Below are 23,758 nucleotides of genomic sequence, written 5' to 3'. Positions count from 1 at the left end.
TTTTGATGATGTAGATAATAATCGGTAGCTTTGCACCTCTAAAAATTTATTCATACCGTAATATGAAACTATCACAGTTCAAATTCGATCTTCCTTTAAATCTGATCGCCCAGCACCCTACCAAGACAAGAGATGAATCACGTTTAATGGTGGTACATCGTAATACCGGCAAAATTGAGCACAAAGTATTCAAAGACATCCTTGGTTATTTTAACGATAAGGATGTAATGATTGTGAACAATACAAAGGTGTTTCCTGCAAGGTTATATGGCCGTAAAGAAAAGACAGGAGCAAAAATTGAAGTATTCCTGCTGCGTGAGCTGAACAAGCAAAACCGCTTATGGGATGTAATTGTTGACCCGGCGCGTAAAATCCGTGTAGGTAACAAATTGTATTTTGGCGACGATGAGACGTTGGTGGCAGAGGTGATTGACAACACTACTTCGAGAGGCCGTACAATCCGTTTTTTATTCGAAGGCAATGACGAGGAATTCAAACAGGTGCTTGATCAGCTGGGTGAAACTCCGTTGCCCAAGTATATCAAACGCAAACCGGAAGATGAAGATAAGGAACGTTACCAGACAGTGTATGCCAAGTACGAGGGCGCTGTAGCTGCACCCACTGCAGGTTTGCACTTTAGCCGTGAGTTGATCAAACGTCTGGAAATTAAAGGCGTTAAGTTTGCAGAAGTAACCCTGCACACAGGTTTAGGTACCTTCCGTCCTATTGAAGTGGAAGACCTGAGCAAGCACAAAATGGATGCGGAGTATTTTCATATCGAAGAACACGCTGTGAAAGTGGTGAACAAAGCAAAAGAGGAAAACCGCAAGATCTGTGCTATCGGAACTACTTCCGTACGTGCCGTCGAGTCTTCCGTAACTGCACAAAACCACCTGAAGGCTGCAGAAGGATGGACTAACACATTCATTCATCCTCCGTATGATTTTGCCATTCCCAATGCGTTGGTAACTAATTTCCACCTGCCTAAAACCAGCCTGCTCATCATGACCTGCGCTTTTGCAGGATATGACCTGATCATGGAGGCTTATCAGCAGGCAATTAAAGAGAAATACCGTTTCTTCAGCTATGGCGATGCCATGCTGATTGTTTAATTACAAAGCATTTTTCGGGGATTTTCTTATTCAGATAACTGGATAAGGAAATCCCCGATCTTTTTATATGGAATATAAAAAAGTGGCTATCATCGTTGCCGGCGGGTCCGGTACCCGGATGCAGAGCGCTGTTCCCAAGCAGTTCCTGGATCTGTCCGGCAAACCTGTATTATATCATACCATTGCTGCTTTTGCAGCGGCGTTTCCGGATATGGAAATTGTGCTGGTACTGCCTGAAGCCCATTTTACTTTTGCTAACCATCTGTTGCAGGCTTTTGATAAATTGCCGGGCATCACTATTACAAAAGGCGGGGACACACGTTTTCATTCTGTAAAGAACGGGTTACAGCTGGTAAAGCAACCTTCCGTGGTATTTGTGCACGACGGAGTGCGTCCGCTGGTATCCACTACGTTGATCCGTGCCTGTTATGATGCCGCCCTGGCCTATGGCAGCGCTGTTCCGGTGATTGATATGAAAGATAGTATCCGGGAGATATCAGCCGGTGGTAATGCCGCTGTGGACCGTGATCGTTTCAGAATTATCCAGACGCCGCAAACTTTCCTTTCTGAATTGATCCTGCCAGCTTTTGAACTGCCTTATGATCCGTTATTTACGGATGAAGCCACTGTGGTAGAACGTTTAGGGCATCCGGTGCATCTGTTGCCCGGAGAAGAATCCAATATTAAAATCACCCGCCCGCTGGACCTTGCCATTGCAGCTGTATTGCTAAAGGAGCGGGGATAGCCGGCTACGGTAACGGGCATATGAAATTATGTTACCTGCTGGTGAAGCCGGCTGCTCTTGCTTTTGCGGTGTCTGCCAGGATAATGTCTGCCTCAATCCGCCGGGTAGTAAGGGTATCACAGTTGGTGTGATTTGCCGCATCCGGAAATATTTTTCCCCGGATAGTTACATGTTCAAATTTGATTTTTTGTTTGGTAAGCCAGGCAGATACTGTATCGCTGTTGGTGGTGAGGGCTTTTCCCCAGGGATCATTGCAAAGGGTTTCGTAATACCACATGTAATGAGATATAACAGGAGGGTCATGGAAACAGGAAGTAATGAGCAACGCTGCTGTCAGTACAAAAAGAATTCGTTTCATAAATGCTTGTTGTGATATGGAAACGAACCGACAGCAGCGTTTGTTACAGGTGTTAATTATTTGGCGGAAGCCGTTTCAGACAGTCCCTTATTTATTTTAGCCAGGATCTGGTGGGCTACATCCATTGCCTGCAGGCCGTCTATGGCATTCACGGCTACCGGTTTATTTTGCAGGATGCTGTCGCGGAACATTTCCAGTTCCATACGGATCGCATTGGATTGTTTTATTTCCGGGTTATCGATAGCAATTGTTTTTTTACCGCTGTTGGTTTCAATATCCAGGGTGAATAAGCCTTCGTCTTCCGGTGTTTTGAGTTTAATAATCTCAGTTTTTTTATCGAGGAAGTCGATGCCGATGTAAGCATCCTTCTGGAAGAGGCGCATTTTGCGCATCTTTTTCAGGGAAATCCGGCTGGAAGTGAGATTGGCTACGCAGCCATTGCCAAATTCGATGCGTACATTGGCAATATCCGGGGTATCGCTCATTACGGCTACGCCGCTGGCGGAAATACGGCTAACGGTGGAGTTCACGATGCTGAGAACAATATCAATGTCATGAATCATGAGATCGAGAATAACACTCACATCTGTACCGCGGGGATTGAATTCAGCCAGGCGGTGTACTTCAATGAACATGGGCTTGAGGTCGTATCCTTTAAGGGCAAGATAAGCAGGATTAAACCTTTCCACATGGCCTACCTGGAATTTGATATTCGCTTCTTCCACCAGCTTCACCAGTGTTCTGGCTTCATCCATGGTATTGGTCATGGGTTTTTCCACGAATATGTGTTTACCATTGCGGATGGCCAGTTCACATAATTTGAAGTGCAGGGTGGTAGGGGCCACAATATCAATGGCATCTACCGACTGTATCAGTTCTTCCGCAGTGGTATACCGCGGAATATTATATTGCTCCGAGATGCTGGCTGCATTTGCATTGTTGGGATCATAGAAGCCTACTACTTCTACGTCTTTCATAGTGGCCAGTTGAGAGAGGTGTATCTTACCTAAATGTCCTACGCCGAAGAGTCCTATTTTGAGCATATGGAAAATGAATAAATATGTGCGAAAGTAAAACACATTTCGCGATTTATATCATCCCTTCTTCCGCAAGGCTGTAATAACCGGTTTCGGACACAATGATATGATCCATTACCTGTATATCGAAGAGCATTCCCATATCTTTTATCCTGCTGGTGATCCGGAGGTCTGCCTGGCTGGGGCGGAGGCTGCCGGAGGGATGGTTATGGCAAAGCAGTAACTTGGTGGCGCCTGTATCCAGCGCTTCCCGGAAAATGATACGTGGGTCTACTACGGTGCTGGTAATGCCGCCTGTACTAAGGTGGCGGTAATGAAGCACCTTATTGGCATGGCTGAGAAATAATACATGAAATGTTTCAAACGGCTTGTCTGCAAGCATGGGTTTGAAAAACAAGGCAGCGTCTGAACCACTGTTGATCACCGTTTTTTTATGAATGCTGCCTGCCTGCCTTCTGCGGGCCAGCTCCATAGCAGCCAGTATGGTAACGGCCTTGGCATAACCCACTCCGCGGAGCTTCTGTAATTTTTTCACAGTTATTTTTCCCAGTTCAGAAAGATTATTATCGGCCAGCCGCAGGATCTCTTTTGCCAGTTCCAGGGCTGATTTGCTTTTATGCCCGGTATGAAGCAGGATAGCCAGCAGTTCCGCATCACTTAGAGCGGATGCACCAATATTGACTAATTTTTCTCTGGGCTTTTCATTTTCAGGCCATTTATGAATAGCCAGGTGGGGAGCCGGGTTAACATTAACAAACATACTTATTCCATTTATCCAAATATACGAACCTATCATGAGCCTTTCGCACCCAAACTACATTTTTCTTTCCTTATACCAACAGATCATTATAAAATCATTATATTCGGTACCGATCGTTATGGGAATTTTTCGGGACCTGTTACCTTTTTAAACGTTATGATAATGTGGTATTTATAGTTGATTTTTAACAGCTATGTAATTCGTATTTGAAAAAAAATCAGGCTGGTACTCCCAAAAATCCTAGTTTTGCAACCTCTTTTCCACTAGTATCTAGTATGCAACCTTCAGTAAAAATTTTCACAGGCAACAGTAATCCTGCATTGGCCGAGAAAATTGCCAAGAAATATGGCAAGGGTCTTAATGGCGGTCTTGGCAAAGTAAAAATTCAGAAGTTCAGCGATGGCGAAATTCAGCCGGTATTCCTGGAAAGTATCCGGGGCGATTATGTTTTCCTGATCCAGGGAACCAGTGCCCCTTCGGATAACCTGCTGGAACTGCTGTTGATGATAGATGCCGCCAAACGTGCTTCTGCCGGCTATATAACTGCTGTAATTCCCTATTTCGGGTATGCGCGCCAGGATAGAAAAGATAAGCCCCGCGTGGCCATCGGATCTAAACTGGTAGCCAATTTACTTACCTCTGCAGGGGCTAACAGGGTGATAACCATGGATTTACATGCACCGCAGATCCAGGGTTTCTTTGATATCCCGGTAGACCACCTGGATAGTTCAGCTATTTTTATTCCTTATATAGAGAATTTAAGGCTGGAAAACCTTACCTTTGCGTCCCCTGACGTAGGAAGTACCAATAGGGTACGTGAGGTAGCGTCTTACTTTAATGCTGAGATGGTTATTTGCGACAAACATCGTAAACGTGCCAATGAAATAGCATCTATGGTAGTGATAGGAGATGTGACTAACAGGGATATCGTGCTCATTGATGATATTTGCGATACCGCAGGAACGCTTTCCAAAGCCGCTAACCTGTTAAAGGAAAAAGGCGCCAGGAGTGTACGTGCATTTTGTACTCACCCCGTTTTCAGCGGAAATGCGTACGAAAATATCGAGAAATCAGTACTGGAGGAGGTAGTAGTATGTGATACTATTCCTATCAAACCACAGGGAGCCGGTTCCAAGATCAAAGTGATATCTGTTGCAGAGCTTTTTGCGGTAGCCATCCGCAATATGCATGAAAACAAGTCCATCACCAGCCTGTTTATTCACAGCCATCGCCGGGGAGAAGCCTGATAAGTATTTTTAATCATCAATATAAATTGTCTAAACAATGAACACAATAACCATCGAAGGACAACTCAGGAGCGAATTCGGCAAAAAAGCCACCCGCCAGATCCGTTCTGAGGAGCAAGTGCCTTGCGTTATTTATGGGGGTGCAGAAACTGTTAATTTTTCAGCTCCTGCCAAAGCATTCAAATCACTGGTTTACACTGCAGCTTTCCAGATTGCAGAAATTAAACTGGGTGCTAAAACTTACAGATGCGTATTGAAAGATCTTCAGTTCGACGTAGTTACTGATGCTCTCGCTCATGTCGATTTTATGGAGCTGGTGGAAGACAAACAGGTATCTGTTACTATTCCAATCAAACTGGTAGGTTCTTCTGTAGGTGTTAAAGCCGGTGGTAAACTGGTTAGCAAACTGAAAGCACTGAAAGTAAAAGCGTTACCTAAGCACCTGGTTGAAAATATCGAAGTTAATATCGAGAACCTGGAACTGAACGCTAACATCCGTGTAGAAGACGTGAAACTGGAAGGTATTGAAATTACCAACTCTCCGCGTATTCCTATCGCTTCAGTGGTAATGACCCGTCAGCTGCGTCAGGAAGAAGCAACTGCTGAAAAAGATGCTAAAAAGAAATAATCTTTTAGATATATTTTTCCAAAAAGCCTCTCTACTTTTAGAGGGGCTTTTTAATTTTGGAAATCTCCAGGTCCGAAAACGACGCTTATGAAATACTTAATAGCAGGATTAGGCAATATTGGCGACGAATACAAGCATACCCGTCATAATATAGGCTTTGATGTGGTTGATGATTTTGTGGCCAGGCATAAGGCTACCTTCAGGAACGACCGCCTGGCCGATGTGGCGGAATGTAAATGGAAAGGCAAAACATTTATTGTTATTAAGCCCACCACTTATATGAACCTGAGCGGAAAGGCCATTAAATACTGGCTGGATAAAGAAAAGATTCCCGTGGAAAACCTGCTCGTAATCCTGGACGACCTGGCCCTGCCGCTGGATGTGCTCCGCTTACGCCCCGGCGGAAGCGATGCCGGACATAACGGGTTGAAAAGCATCCAGGAATCCCTTGGCACCAATCAGTACCCCCGCCTGCGCTTCGGCGTGGGAAACAACTATCCCAAAGGCCGGCAGGTGGAATTTGTGCTCAGTAAATGGAAAAATACGGAAGAACGGATAGTGGAAGAGAAAATATGGAAATGTTCGGATATCATTGAAAGTTTTGCCAGTATCGGCATTGCCCGTACTATGAACGACAGTAATAAACTGACTTTCCCTTCTGTGAAATAAATTTGTTCATCTGATCCCTATCTCCTTTTTTTATACCTTAAAAACAAACGCATTATGAAAATTATTTGCGTAGGCAGGAATTATGCCGACCATGCCAGGGAATTAAAGAATGAAGTACCCACAGAACCCGTGTTATTTATGAAACCAAAGAATGCGTTGCTGCAAAACGGCCACCCATTCTATTACCCGGAATTTACCACCAACCTGCATTACGAATGTGAACTGGTGCTCAGGGTGAGTAAAAACGGTAAACATATCCAGGAAAAATTTGCAGATAAATATTATGATCATATCTCTGTAGGTATCGACTTCACCGCGAGGGACCTGCAGGATAAACAAAAGGCAAAGGGATTACCCTGGGAAATAGCCAAAGCTTTCGACAACTCCGCTGTGGTAGGGAACTTTATACCTATCACCCCGGAAATGGATAAAAAAGACATTAACTTCTGTTTGTATAAAAATAAAACACTGGCCCAATCAGGAAACACACAGGATCTCTTGTTTACCTTCGATTTCCTGGTAGCGTATATTTCCCGCTTCTTTACCCTGAATATAGGCGATCTCATTTTTACCGGTACGCCTGCAGGTGTAGGACCAACAGAAATAGGAGACAGCTTCGAAGCCTTTATTGAAAATGACAGCCTGCTGGAATTTTCTGTTAAGTAGGGGATCGCCTTCGGCGATGAAATTGTCTTGGCTCAGGATTAAACTGATTAATCGTGATTATCAGGATTTGATTACCAGAGATTTTAAACGATTTTGGGAGATAAAAGCGAGTATTTACGCTTTTTTCTCCCAAAATCGTTTAAAAAATCCAAAGAGTAAAAATCAGGCTAATCAGTAAAATCAGTTTAATCCTGAGCCAAGACAATTTCATCGCCGAAGGCGATCTACGGAATATTTGCATAAATCGTGTCCAGGATCCGTGTTAATTCCGCGTAATCAGCCTCAGTAAGGGTTTTCCACCCGATCTTCCGCATATCGTATACCAGCGACTTCACATCCTTATATTTTTCTACTCCTTCGGGGGTAAGCTGTAAATATACCTTACGACGGTCGTGTACATCAGCCTCCCTTTTTACCAGCCCCTTTTTTACCAGTAGTTCGATAATGCGGGAAATGGTGGTAATATCTTTCGAAGTATTACGGGCCAGCTCGTTATGCGTGGTTTTTTTATGTTTATATAAATTCTCTATCAGCAGCCATTGATCCACTGTAATGTCCTTCTGTTGGGCATCAAACGTTTTTTGCCAGTAGTTGCGCAGTTTTTTGAGCGTAGCATCCAACTTAAAAAAAGAGGGATTACTGACGAAAGTATCAGTCATATTAATTAATTTGCATTAGCAACTGTTGCTATGGCAACTATTGTTTTTAATTTACCATCATCACCAAAACAGTCTTACTGTGTTTAAAGATAGCACAAGCGTTTCAACTTTAAAAACGCCCGCCTCCAATACAGGTGGTAATGCCGGCGAACTGACTGAATTACTAACAGCCTGGCGACTGATGTGTGAAGCCGGCAGTATGGCCGCTACCTATGAGGCAAACAGATCCATCTGCAAATATGTTCACTCCACTTCCCGTGGTCATGAGGCCATACAAATAGCCACGGGACTGCAATTACGGCCCTGGGATTTTGTAAGTCCCTATTACCGTGATGAGAGCATGCTCCTCGCTATGGGCTTTACTCCCTATGAATTAATGCTCCAGCTACTGGCAAAAGCGGATGATCCTTTTTCCGCCGGAAGATCGTATTACAGTCACCCTAACAGTAAAGAGGCAAATAAACCGCAGATTCCCCACCAGAGCAGCGCTACAGGGATGCAGGTAATCCCCGCTACCGGCATCGCCCAGGGAGTGCAATACCTGGAGCAAATCCGCTCTCCCCTGCTGAAAACCGGCCCGGACGGGGAATTGCCCATTGTACTGTGCTCACTCGGAGATGGCAGCGTTACAGAAGGAGAAGTGAGCGAAGCCCTGCAATTTGCTGTACTGAAACAGCTACCGGTGATTTACCTGATACAGGACAACGACTGGGGCATTTCGGCTACTGCAGCAGAGGTAAGAACAATGGATGCATATGAATACGCCGCCGGCTTCAAAGGGCTGGAGCGTATGCGGGTAGATGGCAGCGATTTTACGGCCAGCTATGCCGCTATGGAAACAGCTATTAGTTATGTAAGGCATGAACGGCGCCCGATATTGGTACAGGCAAACGTTCCCCTGCTTGGACACCATACGTCGGGAGTGCGGAAAGAATGGTACCGCACGGCGGAAGATCTGCAGAAGCACGCTGCCAATGACCCGGTTCCCAAACTGAAAGCACTTTTATTGAAACACGGGGTAAGCGCTTCAGAACTGGATGAAATTGAAAAAGCGGCTGCCTGTGATATACAGGTTGCCTTCAATAAGGCAGTACAGGCGCCGGAGCCGGCACCTGAAACAGTGCAGGAGCACGTGTTTGCACCGGCTGCGGTAACAACAGAAAGCGGCGCCCGTATGCCGGCCGGCAAATCCAAAGTTGTAATGGTGGATGCCGCCCTGCATGCGGTGGAAGAAATTATGCAGCAATACCCGGAAGCTATTTTGTTTGGGCAGGATGTGGGTGTAAGACTGGGAGGCGTTTTCCGGGAAGCGGCCACACTGGGGGAAAAATTCGGGCCACACCGCGTATATAACACCGCGATACAGGAAGCGTATATAATAGGGGCTACTGCCGGCCTGTCTGCCGCAGGCGTAAAACCGATAGTGGAAGTGCAGTTTGCCGATTATATTTACCCGGGGTTTAACCAGCTGGTAACGGAAATTTCAAAATCGTGTTACCTGAGCAATGGTAAATTCCCGGTACAAACCCTTATCCGTGTACCTATCGGGGCATACGGCGGCGGAGGACCCTATCATTCGGGCAGTGTAGAAACTACGCTGCTAAGCATCAAGGGAATTAAAGTGGTATACCCCTCCAATGCTGCGGATATGAAGGGCCTCATGAAGGCGGCGTTCCTTGACCCCAACCCGGTTGTAATGCTGGAACATAAGGGACTATACTGGAGCAAAGTGCCGGGCACACTGGATGCCATGACAATTGAGCCTGCAGCAGATTATGTATTGCCATTGGGTAAAGGAAATATTATACAACGCGCGCATCCCAAAGATACCGTGCAGGGAAATGCACTTTGCATTATCACGTATGGTATGGGGGTATATTGGGCAAAAGCGGCTGCTCAAAGTTACCCGGGGCAGGTAAGTATTGTAGATCTGCGCACGCTTTTCCCATTGGATGAAGAACTGGTATTTGAAATGGTGAAACAACATGGCAAATGCCTGATCCTTACAGAAGAACAACTGAATAACTCTTTTGCACAGGCGCTGGCCGGGCGTATACAACAAACATGTTTCCGGTTCCTTGACGCCCCGGTATTTACACTGGGAGCGCTGGACCTGCCGGCTGTACCGCTGAATACCGGCCTGGAGGCAGCAATGTTGCCAACACCTGCAAAAGTAGCCGCAGCTATCGGTGAATTACTTGCTTATTAAATGCAAAAAGAAAACGGCCATCTCAGTGAAGAGACGGCCGTTGGGTTTTCCGCATCCGGGGTTGAAGCCGTTTACTGCTTCACACCCAATCAGTTTATTAGTAACCAGGATTTTGAACCAGGTTAGGATTAATACTTGTTTGTTTAAACGGAATAGGGAACAGCTTGTACTTATCAGCAGATGGTTGATGATCCCACCAGCTGCCGGTAGTGAATTTGCCAAAACGGATCAGGTCTGACCGGCGTTTGCCTTCAAATATGAACTCACGGCCTCTTTCAGCGAGAAGCTCGTTCATGGTAAGGCTGGTAGTTGTATATGCTTCAGCGGCCCAGTCTTCCGGCTTAAATGCCCGTTTCTTACAGGTGTTGATAAGGTCAACAGCATCCTGTGTGGCAATGCCGTTATTTTTTCTCATCAATGCTTCTGCTTTATTGAAATAGATTTCTGTTAAGCGATACAATACAAAGTCGTTGCCCCAGTAGTTAGGATCATCTTGTTTGCCGGGTACATATTTGGCGAAACGTGCGCCACTGTTTTCTTCTCCCTGCGTCATACCACCTGCGCCGCTTTCTCCCTCAGTATTCCTGCGGATCTCTTTTACAAAAACAAGCGGTTTACCGTTGTATTCTTCTGTGCCGAGTACCAGGCTGTCGCCAACGCTGGTGCGTAGTGCCGGATCTTTTTTCTGGGGACCGATCAACATCCAGTTTTGCTTGCGGAGGTCATTGTCTTTGTACGCATCATAAGCAGTAGGAATAACAACGATACTGTTGTTCCCATCTACATCAGCGTTATAGATCTGGCGTTGACGGTAGTGCCAGAAATCGCCTTGCCATCCAAAGCGGGAATTACCGGCTCTGAGGTCATAGGCAAGCTGGAACAGGTTTTCCGGAGAAGTATTGTTGTTGTTGGCAAAAGCACGGAAAATATCCGGTTCCAGTGCAGGCACAGCACCGCTCAGGGAGCCGCCGTCGCCGGCAATGATCTTATTGCAGTAGGTGATACAATCGTCCCAGCGCGGAGTACCTGTCCATTCCTGTGCGTTCAGATATAGTTCTACCAGCATTGCATAGCCGCCGGCTTTGGTAGCGCGGCCCACCATATCTGCAGACAGTGGCTTCAGCAGCTCCACATTTTCTTTGAGCTCTTTTTCAACGAACTCAAATACTTCCTTGCGGGTTTTGGTAGGAGGAGAGGTAGGTTCACCTACTTCTGTTACGATGGGAATGTTGCCATACAGGTCCATCAGTTTCAGGTAATGCCAGGCGCGCACTACTTTTGTTTCGGCAATAAATGAGGCTTTGTCTTCATTGGTCATACCAATTTTGGAGAAGTCCATAGCCGCCAGGTCTTTCAGCGTATTGTTACAAAAACCCGCTCCCCAGAACATCAGTCGCCAAGGATTCCAGGCATTGTCTTCATTTGCAATCCAGGTATGGTTATGCAGGCGGATCCAGTTACCGCCATCATAGCCGTGCTTACCTTTCTGCGGCCATGCCAGCTGATCGGCTGAAAGTTCCTGCAGGCGCCAGTAGCCGGTTTGACCGGTAGGCGCCGCCCATGCGCCGGCATGCGTAAATGGGCGCAGTACGGCAGACAGTACTTCTTCTTTATTACTATAAAAATTATCTGAAATAATTTCACTGTATGGTTTTTCATCGAGCTTGGTGCAGGCGCTCAACCCGAGAGCCAGCAGGGCTGCGCTGATATATGCATTACTTTTTTTCATACGTTACAATTTTGCTGCTTTTAAAATCCAAGGTTCAATCCGATAGTATAGGAGCGGGTGCGCGGATAAAATCCTCTTCCATCTATACCGGAATCCAGCGCAGTATCCTGCAGTTCAGGATCAAGACCGCTGTATTTGGTGATGGTGGCGATGTTACGACCGCTGGCATATACGCGCAGGTTGCGGATATATTTGGTTTTCAGTTTGAAATTATAACCGAGGGTGATGTTATCCAGTTTTACAAAATCTCCTTTTTCCAGGTAGTAGTCTGAGAACTGGGGATCGTCGTTCAGCTTATCATTTTTACCGATAGCAGATGATAACATATTATTCGGTTTCCATTTTTTGTTACCGAAGTACATGTCCTGCAGGTTCAGGATATCGAAACCGAATTTGCCGCGGAAGAAAATGCTCAGGTCAAAGTTTTTGTAGCGGAAAGTATTGTTCCAGGAAGCCATGTACTTGGGAATACCATTTCCGATCACTGTTTTATCGTCCGGATTGATTTCAGAAGTAGTGGCTTTGCTGCCGTCTTTTTTGTAGAACAGCCATTTACCATCGTCGGTAAGACCAGCATAGCGGTAGCCATAGAAAGTACCCAGTGGACCGCCTTCTACTACACGGATGGCCTGGCCCAGGTTACCCGGGGAAGGAAGATCTCCATAAAACTGTTCAGTGGCTTTATAAATATCGTTGGAGAATGACACCATCTTATTCCGCTGGGAGTTGAAGGCGATATCACTGTTCCAGGAGAAATCCTTTGTTTTCACCGGTACGGTATTGATCACTATTTCCACCCCGTTGTTGGAGATTTCACCTACGTTGGTAAAGATATTATCCAGGATGTTGGAAGGCAGCTGTGCTGTGTAGTTGAATAACAGGTCTTTTGTTCTGCGGCTGTACACATCAACGGAACCGCCGATCCTGTTTTGCAGCAGGGAGAAGTCAACACCTACGTTGAACTCTTTCTTTTTTTCCCATCTCAGGTCCGGGTTTGGATTTTTATTAGGTCCGTAAGTCTGGATCCATTTACCATACTGGAGGTAAGCGCCACCTGTTCCCAATGTGATGAGCGATTGGTAGTTGGGAATACCCTGGTTACCGGTGATACCATAGCCTGCACGGAGTTTCAGGTTATTGATCACAGTGATGTCCTGCATAAAGGCTTCTTTTGAAATCACCCATCCTGCAGATACAGCGGGAAAATTACCCCACTTGTAATTGGCTCCGAAGCGGGAAGAGCCTTCATGACGCAGGATAGCCTGCAGCATGTATTTCTGTTTGTAGTTATAGTTCAACCTGCCGAAGAATGCGATGAGGGTATTATCTACCTTGTTGCTGCTCTGTGAAGGGCGGGGAAGTTTGGGATCATTTAATGCGTTACCTGCAGAAATGTTCCAGTCTTCAAACGCATCGGTGAGGAAGCCATTGTTATCCATGGAATACTTTTCCAAGGTACTGTATTGATAGCTGTAACCGCCGAGCACGTTGAATGTATGATCTGAGGCGACTGTTTTCGTGTAGTCGACCGTAGCTTCAAAAGTTTTGTCCATAGCGGCAGAATTGGCTTTATACGCATAACCGCCACCCTGGAAGTCCTGGATGGAAGAGCGGGAAGCCTTCATTTTATACTGGCGGTCAGTATATTCGTCGCGCACAATAGCGCCGAAGGCAGAAAATTTCAGATCACGTATGGGCTCCAGCGTTAGCCGTACATCTCCTGAATAGGTTTTCTGATCCCTGTCGTATAGTTCCTGCCGTAAACGGGCCAGCGGGTTATAGTTATTATAACCGTTTGTTTCCACATATTTGCCATCGGGCCCAAAGATGGGGGCCGTAGGGTTGCGTTGTACTGCCTGTTCGAAATCGGCGCCTGCGTTACCGGCTTTGTTATCGCCGCCACCGCTGTTTCCACCGTTTAAGTTGGCTTTACTGAAATTACCTGCCAGGTTGAATTGCATGGTGAGCAGGCCCTGTAAACCGGTCTGGTTTACATTCACCCTTCCTCCATATTGTTTACGGCCGTTTTCAATGGCAATACCGTTGGCATCGTTGTAATAAAGGGATGCGCGGTAGTTGCTGGTTGCAGTACCACCAGAGGCGGAGAAGTTGTGATAATGACTGAGGTTGTTTTTATTGAGCAGGAGATCATACATATCTACATCTGCGCCCTGGTCGTTGGTGGCGCCGGCTACTTTTACATATTCCGCCGCGCTCAGGATGCTGGGCCTTTTAGCCACTGCTTCGCGCTGCAGGTAAGTAGAGTAGGTGTATTGCGGATCGCCGGCTTTACCTTTTTTGGTGGTGATGAGAATTACCCCATTGTTACCACGTGTACCATAAATAGCGGCGGCGGAACCATCTTTCAGTACATCAAAGGTAGCAATGTCGTCCTGTTGTAACAGGTCCAGGTTACCGCCGGGAATACCATCAATGACGATCAGCGGGTTCATATCGCCGGATATGGAGCTGATACCCCTGATTTGTATGGAAGCGCCGCTGTTCGGGTTGTTACCCTGTGTCCTGGTAACAGATAAGCCGGCCACTTTACCCTGGATCAGATCCATAGGAGAGCGGGAACCACCCTGGTTAAAGTTTTCTGCTTTTACGGTAGCCACTGAAGTAGTTACTTCATTTCTTTTTTGTGTACCGTAACCCACTACTACTACATCTTGCAGCGACTTCACCGATGCCGCCAGTTTAACGTTCATGGCAGAGGTTGACGCAGGCACTTCCTGTGGAAGATAACCAACGAAGGTGAAGATCAGCACAGCGTTTTCAGGCGCCTGTAAGCTAAAGGTACCGTCGGCTTTGGTGATGGTACCGGTGCTGGTGCCCTTGATCTGGACAGATACGCCGGGAATAGCCGTATTGTCATTGGCATCCGTTACTTTTCCGGATACGTTTTTGCCCTGTGAGAAGGCGAACAGCGAGAAGAGCATCAGTACCATACCGGCAAAGCAGGTCCGTGCCCAAAACGTGGATCGTTTGTGCATATAAGTTAATTGAAGTTGGTTAATAAAGAAAAGCCGGTTACGCTTATTGAAAAAACGATTTAGCAATAAGCCTGCAGGCTATTTTTTAAAATTTTTCAGATGCTGGTTTACTCATTTAATTGTGAAAAATATCTTCTGCTGAAGATGCTGCCCGGTTTCCGGTCGGACAGGCAATGGTTCCCTTATATTCGCATAAGCAAAATGTACGATTCCTTACAGTACTTATTTATACAGTAGTATATCGATTTAGCAAACAATCAAAATAACAAGTTTTCAATTAGCCTTTTACCTGGAATACATTTCAATTACTATATTTTTTTCTTCATACGCGGGTGTGTCATACATGGATTTCCCCGTGTTTATCATCGTTCTCATTAAAAAATCGATTTAGCAATAGGTTCCAAAAAAAAGATTCGCGGGAATCTTTACTGAATTAACAAGTCAGATTATACCACACATGTTCTCCTGTCACGGAATAAAAGTAATATTTATTTGTATTAAATGAAATCATTTTTAACATTTTTTTTGAAAGGAGGGAAAATGAATGTCGCAGGAATTAATCGCCGCTATACATTTCACTGATATCTTTCAGGATCTCATAAACAGTTTGCTGGTTCCCCTCATTGTACCGCCGCGCCCAGAAGGAAACCAGCCAAACCGCCATCCGGCGCGCATTCAGATCGCTGTTATTAAGAGATGGATCTACCCGGTCCATATTATCCATCACCAGTTTCACATCTTTTATAAAATCTTCTGATGCAGTATAATCAGTAACCACGGCCATTTTGGTATAGAGTTTTTCCAATCGTTCAGCTACATTTTCTTTTGCCTGCAGGGCGCTGTAGGTTAGAAGCAGTTTATCTACATAGTAATGTGCGGCAGAACGCTGGTAGGTATTATATGGCAGTATGTCGTGAAGAAGTTTTTTATAGTTGTTAAATGTTTCGCGCAGCCGGGCAGAATCGCGGCCCATCCAGCTACATTGACGGATAATTATCTCCAGTCCCCGGTTTTCCGTATATGCAAGCGTGCTGTAAGGATCTTCATCTTCCCCTTCATAGTACAGCGGTTGCACATACCTGTGCCACATCACGGCAAGATCAGAGGTGGATCGTTTTTTGGCAACACTGCTGTCTATTTCCAGCTGCTCATACAGCAAATAAGCAACACCTTCACGGAGTTCAGGAGCACTGAGTGGAAAATCAGCAGCTGCCTGCGTATCATAGGCTACTATATCTGTTGTTGCTGTGGTATCTGCCGTTGCCGAAGCCGACGGGAACACGGCGCTATCGGAAGCATAGTTGTGACGATCACTTTTACGCACCGTTTGTACCGCAATAAAAATAACCACCAACGCCGAAACACCGGCAGTGCTTGCAATAATAATGGCAAAGAGCCGGTTGCGTGCCCATAGCTTCTCCGCCAGCCACCACATGGTGCCCAGCAGGAAAGAACAAGAGATGGTTAACCCCAGTACTACCATATATAAAAGGTAGTTTTCGCCGGTGTCGCCATCGGTATCATGTTTATTTAACAGGAAGATAAACGTAAATGCAACCAGGGAAATAAGCAGGTCGGATAAAAATATTTTTTTCCAGTATTCGCTTCCCTGTGCAGGAGGAGTTGTACTTTTTTTCCTGGTGAGTGATATCAACCCGTAAAAGATACCGCACCACATACTGCAGGTGAGCAGGAAAATAACGGGTGTCAGAAATACATCGGCCATAGAACCGTTGCTGTAGTGGAGCGGAACAATATTCGTAAACCTGTCGAGCTCATACAGCAAACCAAAAGGAAGGGTCACTAAACCGGCATTTTTTAAGATATCATTGGTCCATCTTTCAAAGCCTTCGGGTGCTGCAATGTTAACCTGGGAAAGGAATAAAGGGGAAAACAGCAATATAACCACCAATATTTTTACAATTATAATATACTTATAGATGTTGTTTCCCATGGGATAAAAAGGTTAACTGCCAACAAATATATTATAATATGCCGCAAAAAAAAGTGATTAACAGGAGACCGGTTAATCACTTTGCAGATATATTACCAGGGTGTCATGGATAGATGGATATTATGTATGTGAAGGCACTTAGAAGTAACTCAGTGCCACACAGCGGGGTTGATGCAAATGTAGCATCTCATCAACCCGGTCTGGAATCAATTCAGGAAAAGTATTTATGGAATCCGGAAAAAAGAGAGAGGGAAAACAGGAAGGCTGTCTGGCAACCTTCCTGTTGAAGAAATTATTGAATATCGCCTGGTGTGTTGGAGGCTTTTGCCGCCTGGGTATCGCGGGTATTTTTCTGAACGGTAATGGCGCCGAAAACGCTCAGCAGAAATGCAAAGGCGTAGAAACCTTTTTCACTTGGTGCAAGGGTGGCATTCCATAAGCCGATGGTGAGCAGCAGGATAGTGAGCAGCATTGATATCCAGCTCAGGCCATAGTAGATGTCTGTTACTGGAACGCCTTCGAGCCTGTCGCGCACACATTTCTGAACAGACACCGCGGAAAATAAACCGTACATCAACACGGTGAAATAGTATCCTTTTTCATTTAGCTGCATAGTGGATGCATTCCATAAACCAATAATAAAGCCGAGGATACCTGCAAATACGGCCACCCAGGAGGCGGCAACAAATGCCATTGAAGGTTTTTGTTTCATTGAAGATAAAATTTTATTTAGGGATTGGGTTAATGGCTAACAAAACTGCTTTCAGTATATTGATGGCCTGTTGTAATAATACTATTTATTTTTGATCTGCTGACCTATAAAAAAAGTCCTGCACTTCTGTACAGGACTTTCATTTTTGTAGCGAGGAGCGGATTCGAACCACTGACCTTCGGGTTATGAGCCCGACGAGCTACCTCTGCTCTACCTCGCAATGTGAGGTGCAAATGTAGGTAAATAATTTAAACCGCAAAATTTAAATGTTGTTTTTTGTGAGCACAGCCGCATGTTTCAGAGGAGTGATGTTTTTTTAAAGAAAATTAAAATGAGTGTAACCTTGTGCTGTGGCTTGTTTGGGAAGATTATGGTGTTGTTGTTTTTTTCTTTCTGTGTGATGAATTTTTTTTGAAGAAGAGATGATCAGCTGTTTTAAAATAAGCGAACAACCGGTCATCTCTTCTTACAAAAGAAATTATATCCTGCTCCTGCGTAATCTCAACAGGGTATTTACGAGGATATCTATGTCTGCGCAGCTGTTGTAAAACGCCAGCGACGGCCTCACGGTGCTTTCCACGCCAAACCTGCGAAGAATAGGCTGGGCGCAGTGATGGCCTGATCTTACAGCGATCCCTTCCTGGTTGAGCGCAGCTCCTACCTGTTCGGTAGTGAAATCTTTAAATACAAAAGACAATACGCTCGTTTTATCGGGAGCGGTACCTATTAAGCGCAGCCCGGGCACCTCCTTCAGCAGCTGGGTGGCATATACCAGCAGGTAATGTTCATACTGGTATATAACATCAATGCCTATATGATTTACATAATCGATGGCAGCGCCAAGTCCTACAGCATCGGCTATATTACCGGTGCCGGCTTCAAAGCGTCCGGGGGCTGCATGGTACTGCGTATGTTCAAAGGTTACATCCTTGATCATATTGCCGCCGCCCTGCCAGGGTTGTGTTTCATTCAGCAATGCTTCCTTGCCGTACAATACGCCGATCCCTGTGGGGCCAAAAACCTTATGCCCGGAAAACACGTACCAGTCGCAGTTAAGCCGCTGCACATCTGCACGCATATGCGATACCGCCTGGGCGCCGTCTACCAGCACCTTAGCGCCGGCCTGATGGGCCAGTTCCACAATTTGCTGCGCAGGGGTAACAGTACCCAGTGCATTAGACACCTGTGTGAAAGATACCAGCTTTGTTTTTGTGCTTAACAGTTTTTGATATTCAGATAATATGATCTGCCCATCGTCATCCACCGGGATTACCTTTATCTGTAACCCTTTTTTGGCGGCCAGCTGTTGCCAGGGTACAATATTGGCATGATGCTCCAGGTGGCTCAGAATAATTTCATCGCCTGCCTGCAGGAACTGCTCTCCCCAGCTTTTAGCTACCAGGTTGATAGCTTCTGTAGCGCCGCGCACAAATACAATTTCATTGGCGGATGCCGCATTCAGGAAAGCCCTTACTTTTTCGCGGGCGCCTTCATAGGCATCTGTAGCGCGTGCAGCCAGTTCGTGAGCGGCCCTGTGGATATTTGAGTTTTCGTGTTCATAAAAATAACTGATCCGATCAATCACACTCCGGGGCTTTTGCGTGGTGGCGGCGTTATCCAGCCATATCAGCCGGTGGCCGTTCACATGTTCCTGCAATACCGGGAAGTCAGCTCTTACGCGGTTGATATCCAGCGGTGGTTGGGCTACACCGGTGATACCGGCTGTTTTTTCCGGTAAAAAGTAATAGGAAGTGCCTGCGGAGGGCAGCTGCGACGTATAAGACGATGAAGGTATACTTTTCAGCGCGCGTTGCAGCTCCTGTTCAAAAGACGGATCGTAGGCCGTTGCCGGCTGTTGGAGTGCAGACGGTGAAATACCGCTGCCTGCCACGGAAGCGGGAATGCCGCCATTGCCGGAAAAATGAGGATCCGGCAAGCTGGTAGGCGCCTGCGTAACATCGGTTACGCTTCCCTGCTGTAGTAGCGGGTCCTGGATGGGGGCAGCTGATGTATAGCCTGTGGAAGGCACATCATTACCGGATTGCAGAGAGGAGAACAACTGGTTGGCCAGTTTTTCCAGTGCCGCAATATCCGGTAATCCATCTGGTTGGAAATTATTTGTATTCATGGTACTTGCCTATTTCTACATCATCCAAAACAGCAATGGCATCGTCTACCAATACTGCCAGTGAACAGTACAGGGATACGAGATAAGAAGCAATGGCCTGATGGTTAATGCCCATAAAGCGTACGGATAAACCGGGCGACTGTTCACCGGGAAGATTAGGTTGATATAACCCAACTACTCCCTGCCTGCTTTCGCCGGTGCGCAGCAGTATGATCTTTGATTTGCCGTTTTCAATGGGCACTTTATCGGACGGGATCAGGGGGATGCCACGCCATGTGATGAATTGGGAACCAAACAGGGAAACAGTGGGCGGTGGCACGCCCCGCCGGGTACATTCACGGCCAAAGGCGGCAATGGTAAGCGGGTGCAGTAAAAAGAACCCCGGCTCCTTCCATACTTTGGTGATGAGCTCATCCAGGTCGTCTGGGGTTGGTGCGCCGGTGCGGGTTTTAATACGCTGCGACGCCACTACGCTATTCAGCAGGCCGTACTCCTTATTATTAATTAGTTCGCTTTCCTGGCGTTCCTTAATTGTTTCAATGATCAGTCGTAACTGTTCGCTGATCTGGTTGTAAGGTTTGCTGTAGAGGTCTGATACCCGGGTGTGCACATCCAGTACCGTGTTTACGGCGCTCAGGTTGTACTCGCGGGGATTGTCAATGTAATCCACATAGGTTTGGGGAAGCTCCCGTTCATCCCTTCCGGAACAATCTACGGTTACATTGCTTTCGTCTTTTACTTTGTTAAGCCTGTATACGCCCGATTCTACGGGGATCCAGCTCATTAACCGGGTTAGCCAGCGGGGAGTGATGCTGGACATCTGTGGTACCGTGCGGGTGGCAATTGCCAGTTGTCTTGCGGCAACGTCGCCAAGAGCAGTCTGCACTTTCTGTTGAGTTTCATCAGCCATGGGGGATCAGTTTTTGAATTTTTAAAAATGTAGTCTTGTTTGCCGGGATGAAAAATGTGTGGTGGCTCATTTTCCTTCCTGCTGGTGGGTATAATGAAAGTTAAATTAAGTCTTTTTGTTTAATTATTGAGCCGGATTTTTTAACCGGGGTTGTGTGGAGTGGGTTAAATTTTGAAGCGATGAGGGAGATGTTGGGGAAATAACATCATAAAACGGCGTGGCTGGTATGTTGCCCGCCACGCTGTTTTATTAAAGGTCTGAATAATCTGTTGGCCGGAGGAACAGGATATCGGACTTTGATACATTGTGACTGTATTCTTCCATTGCGGAAAGGGCTTTCCATTTTGGATCTGCACTAAATGCCTTCCAGTGCGCATCCCGGTCTTCCTTATTATTGAAGGTGGTCATATACATCAGGTTAGGCATGCGGGAACCTGAAATAACAGTAGCATAAAATACGGCATTAAAATGAAGGTCCCGGAAAATGCCGATTTCATCGCCGGTATTAAACATCTTTACTTTGTTGATATGGTATTTTTCCGAAGGACTTTCGTAACTGCGTAATTCGTATACCCGTTCATTTTTGGGAGCCGTTAAGGAAGGCGCCTGTAATACGGGCATCCCGGGAAACGCCTGTAGCAGGATAGATTCTATACGGGTGTACGGAATATTGTTCCAGGCGGCATCTGCATAATCTTTCCCGTTGGCGCTGAAGGATTTGTTGGAGGCCAGGGTTTTATCCAGGTTAACAAATTGTTCGAGCGACTGGAACGGGATCAGTACATAGATCCGGAGATCGGCCGTATCTGGTGTAACCGGTTTGAAAACGCCGGCCTGTTTAATACCCGCCTGGTGCAGCGCCGGAAGAAATGCTTTCTCCAGGTAATTATCTACCAGGGCTTCCTGCTCTTGGGTTTTCAGATGATAGATTTTGATCTGGTAAAATTGTCTTTCTTTGGCCGTGAGAGTAGCGGAACAAAGCATCAGGAGTGCCATTAGCAAAGTGGAATATATCTTCATAAAAAATTAATTGTATACCAGGCAAAATACAGCAAATAGGGCAGGAATTATAGTGATGCTTCAGAATACCGTATTTTGCAGACTTAAAAAATGTACTTATGTCTGAGCCGGTAATGTTGATAGAACAGCCTAATAACAGAGGAACTTTATACGCCGTAGTAGAACAGGACGACAGGGTAGCTTATTTTTACCTTTATCCTTCGGAATTACTCACCACTAAATATTCCCCGCGCCCGTGCTGGCTGCGGAACCTCGGCCCTGCACCGGAAAAAAGAGATGTGGCCGCTATGAAAGAAGGGATGGCGCCTATGCTGGAAGCGGCCTACTGCAGGCATCCGCAAGGTAGTGAACCGCTGGAAAAAGAACGGATCACCATTGTATGGATGGAAGAGGGAGATGGGGCAGCGGTATTATACGACAACGAAATACTGGGTGTAATACCCGGCTGGAGCCTTTATAATGATGAACATGCCGTAGCCTATGCTGCGGATTGCATAGGTGCCGGCGACAACGACCGGCTGATGCCACTCGGGAAGCGTGGCGCCAATGCTATGTACGAACGGGTAGACCAGGCCATCGCTTTCTGGAAAGACTGGGAAGATGAAGCCAGCCAGACCTGGAGCATTTTGCAGGATCAGTATATAAAGGCCTATGAGGCGGTATTCGGGCCCATTCAGCAGTATTATGCCATTGATGGCGGGCAATGGCCTCCAATGGCACTTGGCAAATTTGAAAAAGACGACGTGGTATACCTCCTTACCCTGGGAATAAGCATCCGCCCAATGCCCTGGGTAGAACTGTTGTACAGCGACCGCTCCCCGGGATTCCGCCGTATGGAGCTGGCGATGGCAGTAAGCAAGAAAGATTTTACAGATAAAGAGATCATGGCCATGGCGGGCCTGATGTCCGGTATGGCCGACAGGCCCTGGAAACAGATCACCTGGCTGGGGGAAGGGCATACGGTAAGCTCGGATGAATTGCCGGCGCCTTTCGAAAGCGTAGTGGTATCATCGGCTTTATATAATGGGCCCGCTATAGGACTGCCGGAGGTATATGGCGATAAAGTGAACCTGTACTGGCTGGCGCCTATTACCAAACTGGAAAGGGAATATGCCCATTCACGGCCCAATGCGGGCTACGACCTGCTGGAGAAAATGATTCAACATAACCTGAATCACCTCGTTACCCGGCGGTCGGAACTGCCGTCTGATTAACGAAACTTCTTTTTTTACACGCGACAGCCTGCTGAAAAGCAGGCTTTTTCTTTACCGGTGGCTGGAGATTCTAAAAAAAAGTTGAAATATTTTGTAACGAAATGATTTCATGGTCTACTAATCTGAAAAGAAAATCAAAAGCATATGAAAAACATCTTCAGAAATATTACAGCAGCTATATTGGTAATCACCGGCTTATTTGCAGGTAAAACATCTGCGCAGGATAAATCATTATTGTGGGAAATCAGCGGCAACGGGCTGACTAAACCCTCCTATTTATATGGCACTATTCATATGATCTGTGAAAATGATTTTAAAATAACGGAGAAAACAAAAAAGGCGTTACACCAATCAGAACAACTGGTCATTGAAGCGAATATTCTTGATCCCGATATTAATACGATTATGGCCAAAGCAATGGCCACTGATGTGCCCTTAAGTAAAAGGTTGTCTGCCGCCGATTATCATATTGTGGATTCCATTATGAAAGCGAAATGTGGGGTACCATTGGCACCGTTTGAAAACTACCAGCTGGTGGCAGCTATTTCATTACTGGCCATGAAATCATTTCCATGTAAGGAACTGAAGTCTTATGAAACTGCTTTTATTGAAATGGCGCAGGCAGATAAAAAGCATATCGGTTACCTGGAAGGACTGGAAGAACAGGTGGGTTACCTGTTGAAATCCTACACCGACAAGCAGGTGGTAGACCAGGTAAAGGCTTTCGACAGTAGCAACATCAACACCAATAAACTGGTAACAGCTTATAAAGCAGAGAACCTGGGCGATATGTACGCGCTCCTTACCGCGCCTGATCAGATGGATGAAAATGCCATTCACTGGATGCTGGAAGTAAGGAATAAAAACTGGGTGGAAAAAGTGCCCGCTATGATGAAACAGGAAAGTACTTTCTTTGCGGTAGGTGGCGCGCACCTGGGAGGCCCTATAGGATTGATTAAATTATTAAGAGAGAAAGGATATACTGTTAAACCTATTTTGAACTAA

At 46.1% G+C, this 23,758-nt stretch carries 20 protein-coding genes and 1 tRNA gene; 9 read left to right on the top strand and 12 right to left on the bottom strand.

All coding sequences use genetic code 11. The features are described 5' to 3' along the window. The first annotated feature begins 62 nt into the window (after nucleotides 1–62). Together queA and VIM72_RS05940 are read left to right on the top strand one after the other, a co-directional pair. Nucleotides 63–1,112: a tRNA preQ1(34) S-adenosylmethionine ribosyltransferase-isomerase QueA gene (gene queA, locus VIM72_RS05945; protein ID WP_079470851.1), complete on the top strand. Its 1,050-nt coding sequence runs from the start codon at nucleotides 63–65 to the stop codon at nucleotides 1,110–1,112. A 67-nt stretch (nucleotides 1,113–1,179) separates the two neighbouring features. Further along, nucleotides 1,180–1,857, top strand: a complete 678-nt coding sequence (locus VIM72_RS05940; RefSeq protein WP_332001951.1) for a 2-C-methyl-D-erythritol 4-phosphate cytidylyltransferase — start codon at nucleotides 1,180–1,182, stop codon at nucleotides 1,855–1,857. A gap of 31 nt (nucleotides 1,858–1,888) precedes the next feature. On the opposite strand, the gene VIM72_RS05935 is transcribed toward VIM72_RS05940, so the two are convergent. The 3 genes from VIM72_RS05935 to radC are packed head-to-tail and all read right to left on the bottom strand — an operon-like array spanning nucleotide 1,889 to nucleotide 4,012. After that, nucleotides 1,889–2,215 carry a hypothetical protein gene (locus VIM72_RS05935; RefSeq protein WP_332001950.1) on the bottom strand — a complete coding sequence of 109 codons (327 nt, stop codon included), beginning with the start codon at nucleotides 2,213–2,215 and terminating at the stop codon, nucleotides 1,889–1,891. A 56-nt stretch (nucleotides 2,216–2,271) separates the two neighbouring features. Continuing rightward, entirely contained in the window at nucleotides 2,272–3,258 is a 987-nt protein-coding gene (locus VIM72_RS05930; protein ID WP_332001949.1) for a Gfo/Idh/MocA family oxidoreductase, read from the bottom strand. Between the two features lie 46 nt (nucleotides 3,259–3,304). Further along, complete coding sequence (radC, locus tag VIM72_RS05925) at nucleotides 3,305–4,012, bottom strand: RadC family protein (protein ID WP_332001948.1); 708 nt, start codon at nucleotides 4,010–4,012, stop codon at nucleotides 3,305–3,307. A 275-nt stretch (nucleotides 4,013–4,287) separates the two neighbouring features. Between radC and VIM72_RS05920 the strand changes: the two genes are divergently transcribed. The 4 genes from VIM72_RS05920 to VIM72_RS05905 all read left to right on the top strand — a co-directional run bounded on the left by VIM72_RS05920 (nucleotide 4,288) and on the right by VIM72_RS05905 (nucleotide 7,222). After that, nucleotides 4,288–5,259 (top strand): ribose-phosphate pyrophosphokinase, encoded by a 972-nt coding sequence (locus VIM72_RS05920; RefSeq protein ID WP_332001947.1) that lies wholly within the window; start codon nucleotides 4,288–4,290, stop codon nucleotides 5,257–5,259. A gap of 37 nt (nucleotides 5,260–5,296) precedes the next feature. Further along, complete coding sequence (locus tag VIM72_RS05915; protein WP_332001946.1) at nucleotides 5,297–5,887, top strand: 50S ribosomal protein L25; 591 nt, start codon at nucleotides 5,297–5,299, stop codon at nucleotides 5,885–5,887. A gap of 87 nt (nucleotides 5,888–5,974) precedes the next feature. Continuing rightward, on the top strand, nucleotides 5,975–6,556 hold the full coding sequence (gene pth, locus VIM72_RS05910) for an aminoacyl-tRNA hydrolase (protein WP_209863117.1): 582 nt from the start codon (nucleotides 5,975–5,977) through the stop codon (nucleotides 6,554–6,556). A 54-nt stretch (nucleotides 6,557–6,610) separates the two neighbouring features. Beyond that, nucleotides 6,611–7,222: a fumarylacetoacetate hydrolase family protein gene (locus VIM72_RS05905; RefSeq protein WP_332001945.1), complete on the top strand. Its 612-nt coding sequence runs from the start codon at nucleotides 6,611–6,613 to the stop codon at nucleotides 7,220–7,222. A gap of 224 nt (nucleotides 7,223–7,446) precedes the next feature. On the opposite strand, the gene VIM72_RS05900 is transcribed toward VIM72_RS05905, so the two are convergent. Continuing rightward, nucleotides 7,447–7,881, bottom strand: coding sequence for a MarR family winged helix-turn-helix transcriptional regulator (locus VIM72_RS05900; RefSeq protein WP_332001944.1), 435 nt, complete (start codon nucleotides 7,879–7,881; stop codon nucleotides 7,447–7,449). A gap of 79 nt (nucleotides 7,882–7,960) precedes the next feature. Between VIM72_RS05900 and VIM72_RS05895 the strand changes: the two genes are divergently transcribed. Next, the gene (locus VIM72_RS05895) at nucleotides 7,961–10,090 is read left to right on the top strand and encodes an alpha-ketoacid dehydrogenase subunit alpha/beta (RefSeq protein ID WP_332001943.1); all 2,130 of its coding nucleotides are present in this window, start codon (nucleotides 7,961–7,963) and stop codon (nucleotides 10,088–10,090) included. Between the two features lie 97 nt (nucleotides 10,091–10,187). Here VIM72_RS05895 and VIM72_RS05890 read toward each other — a convergent pair whose 3' ends face one another. From VIM72_RS05890 to VIM72_RS05855, 8 genes are all read right to left on the bottom strand, one after another. Next, entirely contained in the window at nucleotides 10,188–11,819 is a 1,632-nt protein-coding gene (locus tag VIM72_RS05890; protein ID WP_332001942.1) for a RagB/SusD family nutrient uptake outer membrane protein, read from the bottom strand. Between the two features lie 20 nt (nucleotides 11,820–11,839). Beyond that, nucleotides 11,840–14,815, bottom strand: a complete 2,976-nt coding sequence (locus VIM72_RS05885; protein ID WP_332001941.1) for a TonB-dependent receptor — start codon at nucleotides 14,813–14,815, stop codon at nucleotides 11,840–11,842. A gap of 556 nt (nucleotides 14,816–15,371) precedes the next feature. Beyond that, complete coding sequence (locus VIM72_RS05880; RefSeq protein WP_332001940.1) at nucleotides 15,372–16,769, bottom strand: hypothetical protein; 1,398 nt, start codon at nucleotides 16,767–16,769, stop codon at nucleotides 15,372–15,374. Nucleotides 16,770–17,061: 292 nt separating this feature from the next. Further along, complete coding sequence (gene yiaA / locus VIM72_RS05875; RefSeq protein WP_332001939.1) at nucleotides 17,062–17,481, bottom strand: inner membrane protein YiaA; 420 nt, start codon at nucleotides 17,479–17,481, stop codon at nucleotides 17,062–17,064. 148 nt (nucleotides 17,482–17,629) lie between these two features. Next, nucleotides 17,630–17,701: transfer RNA gene (locus tag VIM72_RS05870), tRNA-Met, on the bottom strand. Between the two features lie 258 nt (nucleotides 17,702–17,959). Then, nucleotides 17,960–19,609, bottom strand: a complete 1,650-nt coding sequence (locus VIM72_RS05865) for a family 2A encapsulin nanocompartment cargo protein cysteine desulfurase (protein ID WP_332001938.1) — start codon at nucleotides 19,607–19,609, stop codon at nucleotides 17,960–17,962. Next, a complete protein-coding gene (locus VIM72_RS05860) occupies nucleotides 19,596–20,519 on the bottom strand; it encodes a family 2A encapsulin nanocompartment shell protein (RefSeq protein ID WP_332001937.1) in 924 nt (307 codons plus the stop codon). The genes VIM72_RS05865 and VIM72_RS05860 overlap by 14 nt, the downstream gene beginning before the upstream one ends. Before the next feature lie 249 nt (nucleotides 20,520–20,768). Further along, entirely contained in the window at nucleotides 20,769–21,539 is a 771-nt protein-coding gene (locus VIM72_RS05855; RefSeq protein ID WP_332001936.1) for an NIPSNAP family protein, read from the bottom strand. A 98-nt stretch (nucleotides 21,540–21,637) separates the two neighbouring features. Between VIM72_RS05855 and VIM72_RS05850 the strand changes: the two genes are divergently transcribed. Both VIM72_RS05850 and VIM72_RS05845 read left to right on the top strand, forming a co-directional pair. Next, nucleotides 21,638–22,753, top strand: a complete 1,116-nt coding sequence (locus VIM72_RS05850; RefSeq protein ID WP_332001935.1) for a suppressor of fused domain protein — start codon at nucleotides 21,638–21,640, stop codon at nucleotides 22,751–22,753. A gap of 144 nt (nucleotides 22,754–22,897) precedes the next feature. Continuing rightward, the gene (locus VIM72_RS05845) at nucleotides 22,898–23,758 is read left to right on the top strand and encodes a TraB/GumN family protein (protein ID WP_332001934.1); all 861 of its coding nucleotides are present in this window, start codon (nucleotides 22,898–22,900) and stop codon (nucleotides 23,756–23,758) included.

Source organism: Chitinophaga sp., from assembly GCF_036569185.1.
Classification (GTDB): Bacteria; Bacteroidota; Bacteroidia; order Chitinophagales; family Chitinophagaceae; genus Chitinophaga.
Note: the sequence above shows the minus strand (reverse complement) of the source record. Positions and strands in the feature narration are given on the sequence as shown.

What these genes read in the sequence shown, in the direction of transcription:
- queA (WP_079470851.1), top strand. Translation starts at nt 63, where the DNA reads ATGAAACTATCACAGTTCAAATTCGATCTTCCTTTAAATCTGATCGCC.
- VIM72_RS05940 (WP_332001951.1), top strand. Translation starts at nt 1,180, where the DNA reads ATGGAATATAAAAAAGTGGCTATCATCGTTGCCGGCGGGTCCGGTACC.
- VIM72_RS05935 (WP_332001950.1), bottom strand. Translation starts at nt 2,215, where the DNA reads ATGAAACGAATTCTTTTTGTACTGACAGCAGCGTTGCTCATTACTTCC.
- VIM72_RS05930 (WP_332001949.1), bottom strand. Translation starts at nt 3,258, where the DNA reads ATGCTCAAAATAGGACTCTTCGGCGTAGGACATTTAGGTAAGATACAC.
- radC (WP_332001948.1), bottom strand. Translation starts at nt 4,012, where the DNA reads ATGTTTGTTAATGTTAACCCGGCTCCCCACCTGGCTATTCATAAATGG.
- VIM72_RS05920 (WP_332001947.1), top strand. Translation starts at nt 4,288, where the DNA reads ATGCAACCTTCAGTAAAAATTTTCACAGGCAACAGTAATCCTGCATTG.
- VIM72_RS05915 (WP_332001946.1), top strand. Translation starts at nt 5,297, where the DNA reads ATGAACACAATAACCATCGAAGGACAACTCAGGAGCGAATTCGGCAAA.
- pth (WP_209863117.1), top strand. Translation starts at nt 5,975, where the DNA reads ATGAAATACTTAATAGCAGGATTAGGCAATATTGGCGACGAATACAAG.
- VIM72_RS05905 (WP_332001945.1), top strand. Translation starts at nt 6,611, where the DNA reads ATGAAAATTATTTGCGTAGGCAGGAATTATGCCGACCATGCCAGGGAA.
- VIM72_RS05900 (WP_332001944.1), bottom strand. Translation starts at nt 7,881, where the DNA reads ATGACTGATACTTTCGTCAGTAATCCCTCTTTTTTTAAGTTGGATGCT.
- VIM72_RS05890 (WP_332001942.1), bottom strand. Translation starts at nt 11,819, where the DNA reads ATGAAAAAAAGTAATGCATATATCAGCGCAGCCCTGCTGGCTCTCGGG.
- VIM72_RS05885 (WP_332001941.1), bottom strand. Translation starts at nt 14,815, where the DNA reads ATGCACAAACGATCCACGTTTTGGGCACGGACCTGCTTTGCCGGTATG.
- VIM72_RS05880 (WP_332001940.1), bottom strand. Translation starts at nt 16,769, where the DNA reads ATGGGAAACAACATCTATAAGTATATTATAATTGTAAAAATATTGGTG.
- yiaA (WP_332001939.1), bottom strand. Translation starts at nt 17,481, where the DNA reads ATGAAACAAAAACCTTCAATGGCATTTGTTGCCGCCTCCTGGGTGGCC.
- VIM72_RS05865 (WP_332001938.1), bottom strand. Translation starts at nt 19,609, where the DNA reads ATGAATACAAATAATTTCCAACCAGATGGATTACCGGATATTGCGGCA.
- VIM72_RS05860 (WP_332001937.1), bottom strand. Translation starts at nt 20,519, where the DNA reads ATGGCTGATGAAACTCAACAGAAAGTGCAGACTGCTCTTGGCGACGTT.
- VIM72_RS05855 (WP_332001936.1), bottom strand. Translation starts at nt 21,539, where the DNA reads ATGAAGATATATTCCACTTTGCTAATGGCACTCCTGATGCTTTGTTCC.
- VIM72_RS05850 (WP_332001935.1), top strand. Translation starts at nt 21,638, where the DNA reads ATGTCTGAGCCGGTAATGTTGATAGAACAGCCTAATAACAGAGGAACT.
- VIM72_RS05845 (WP_332001934.1), top strand. Translation starts at nt 22,898, where the DNA reads ATGAAAAACATCTTCAGAAATATTACAGCAGCTATATTGGTAATCACC.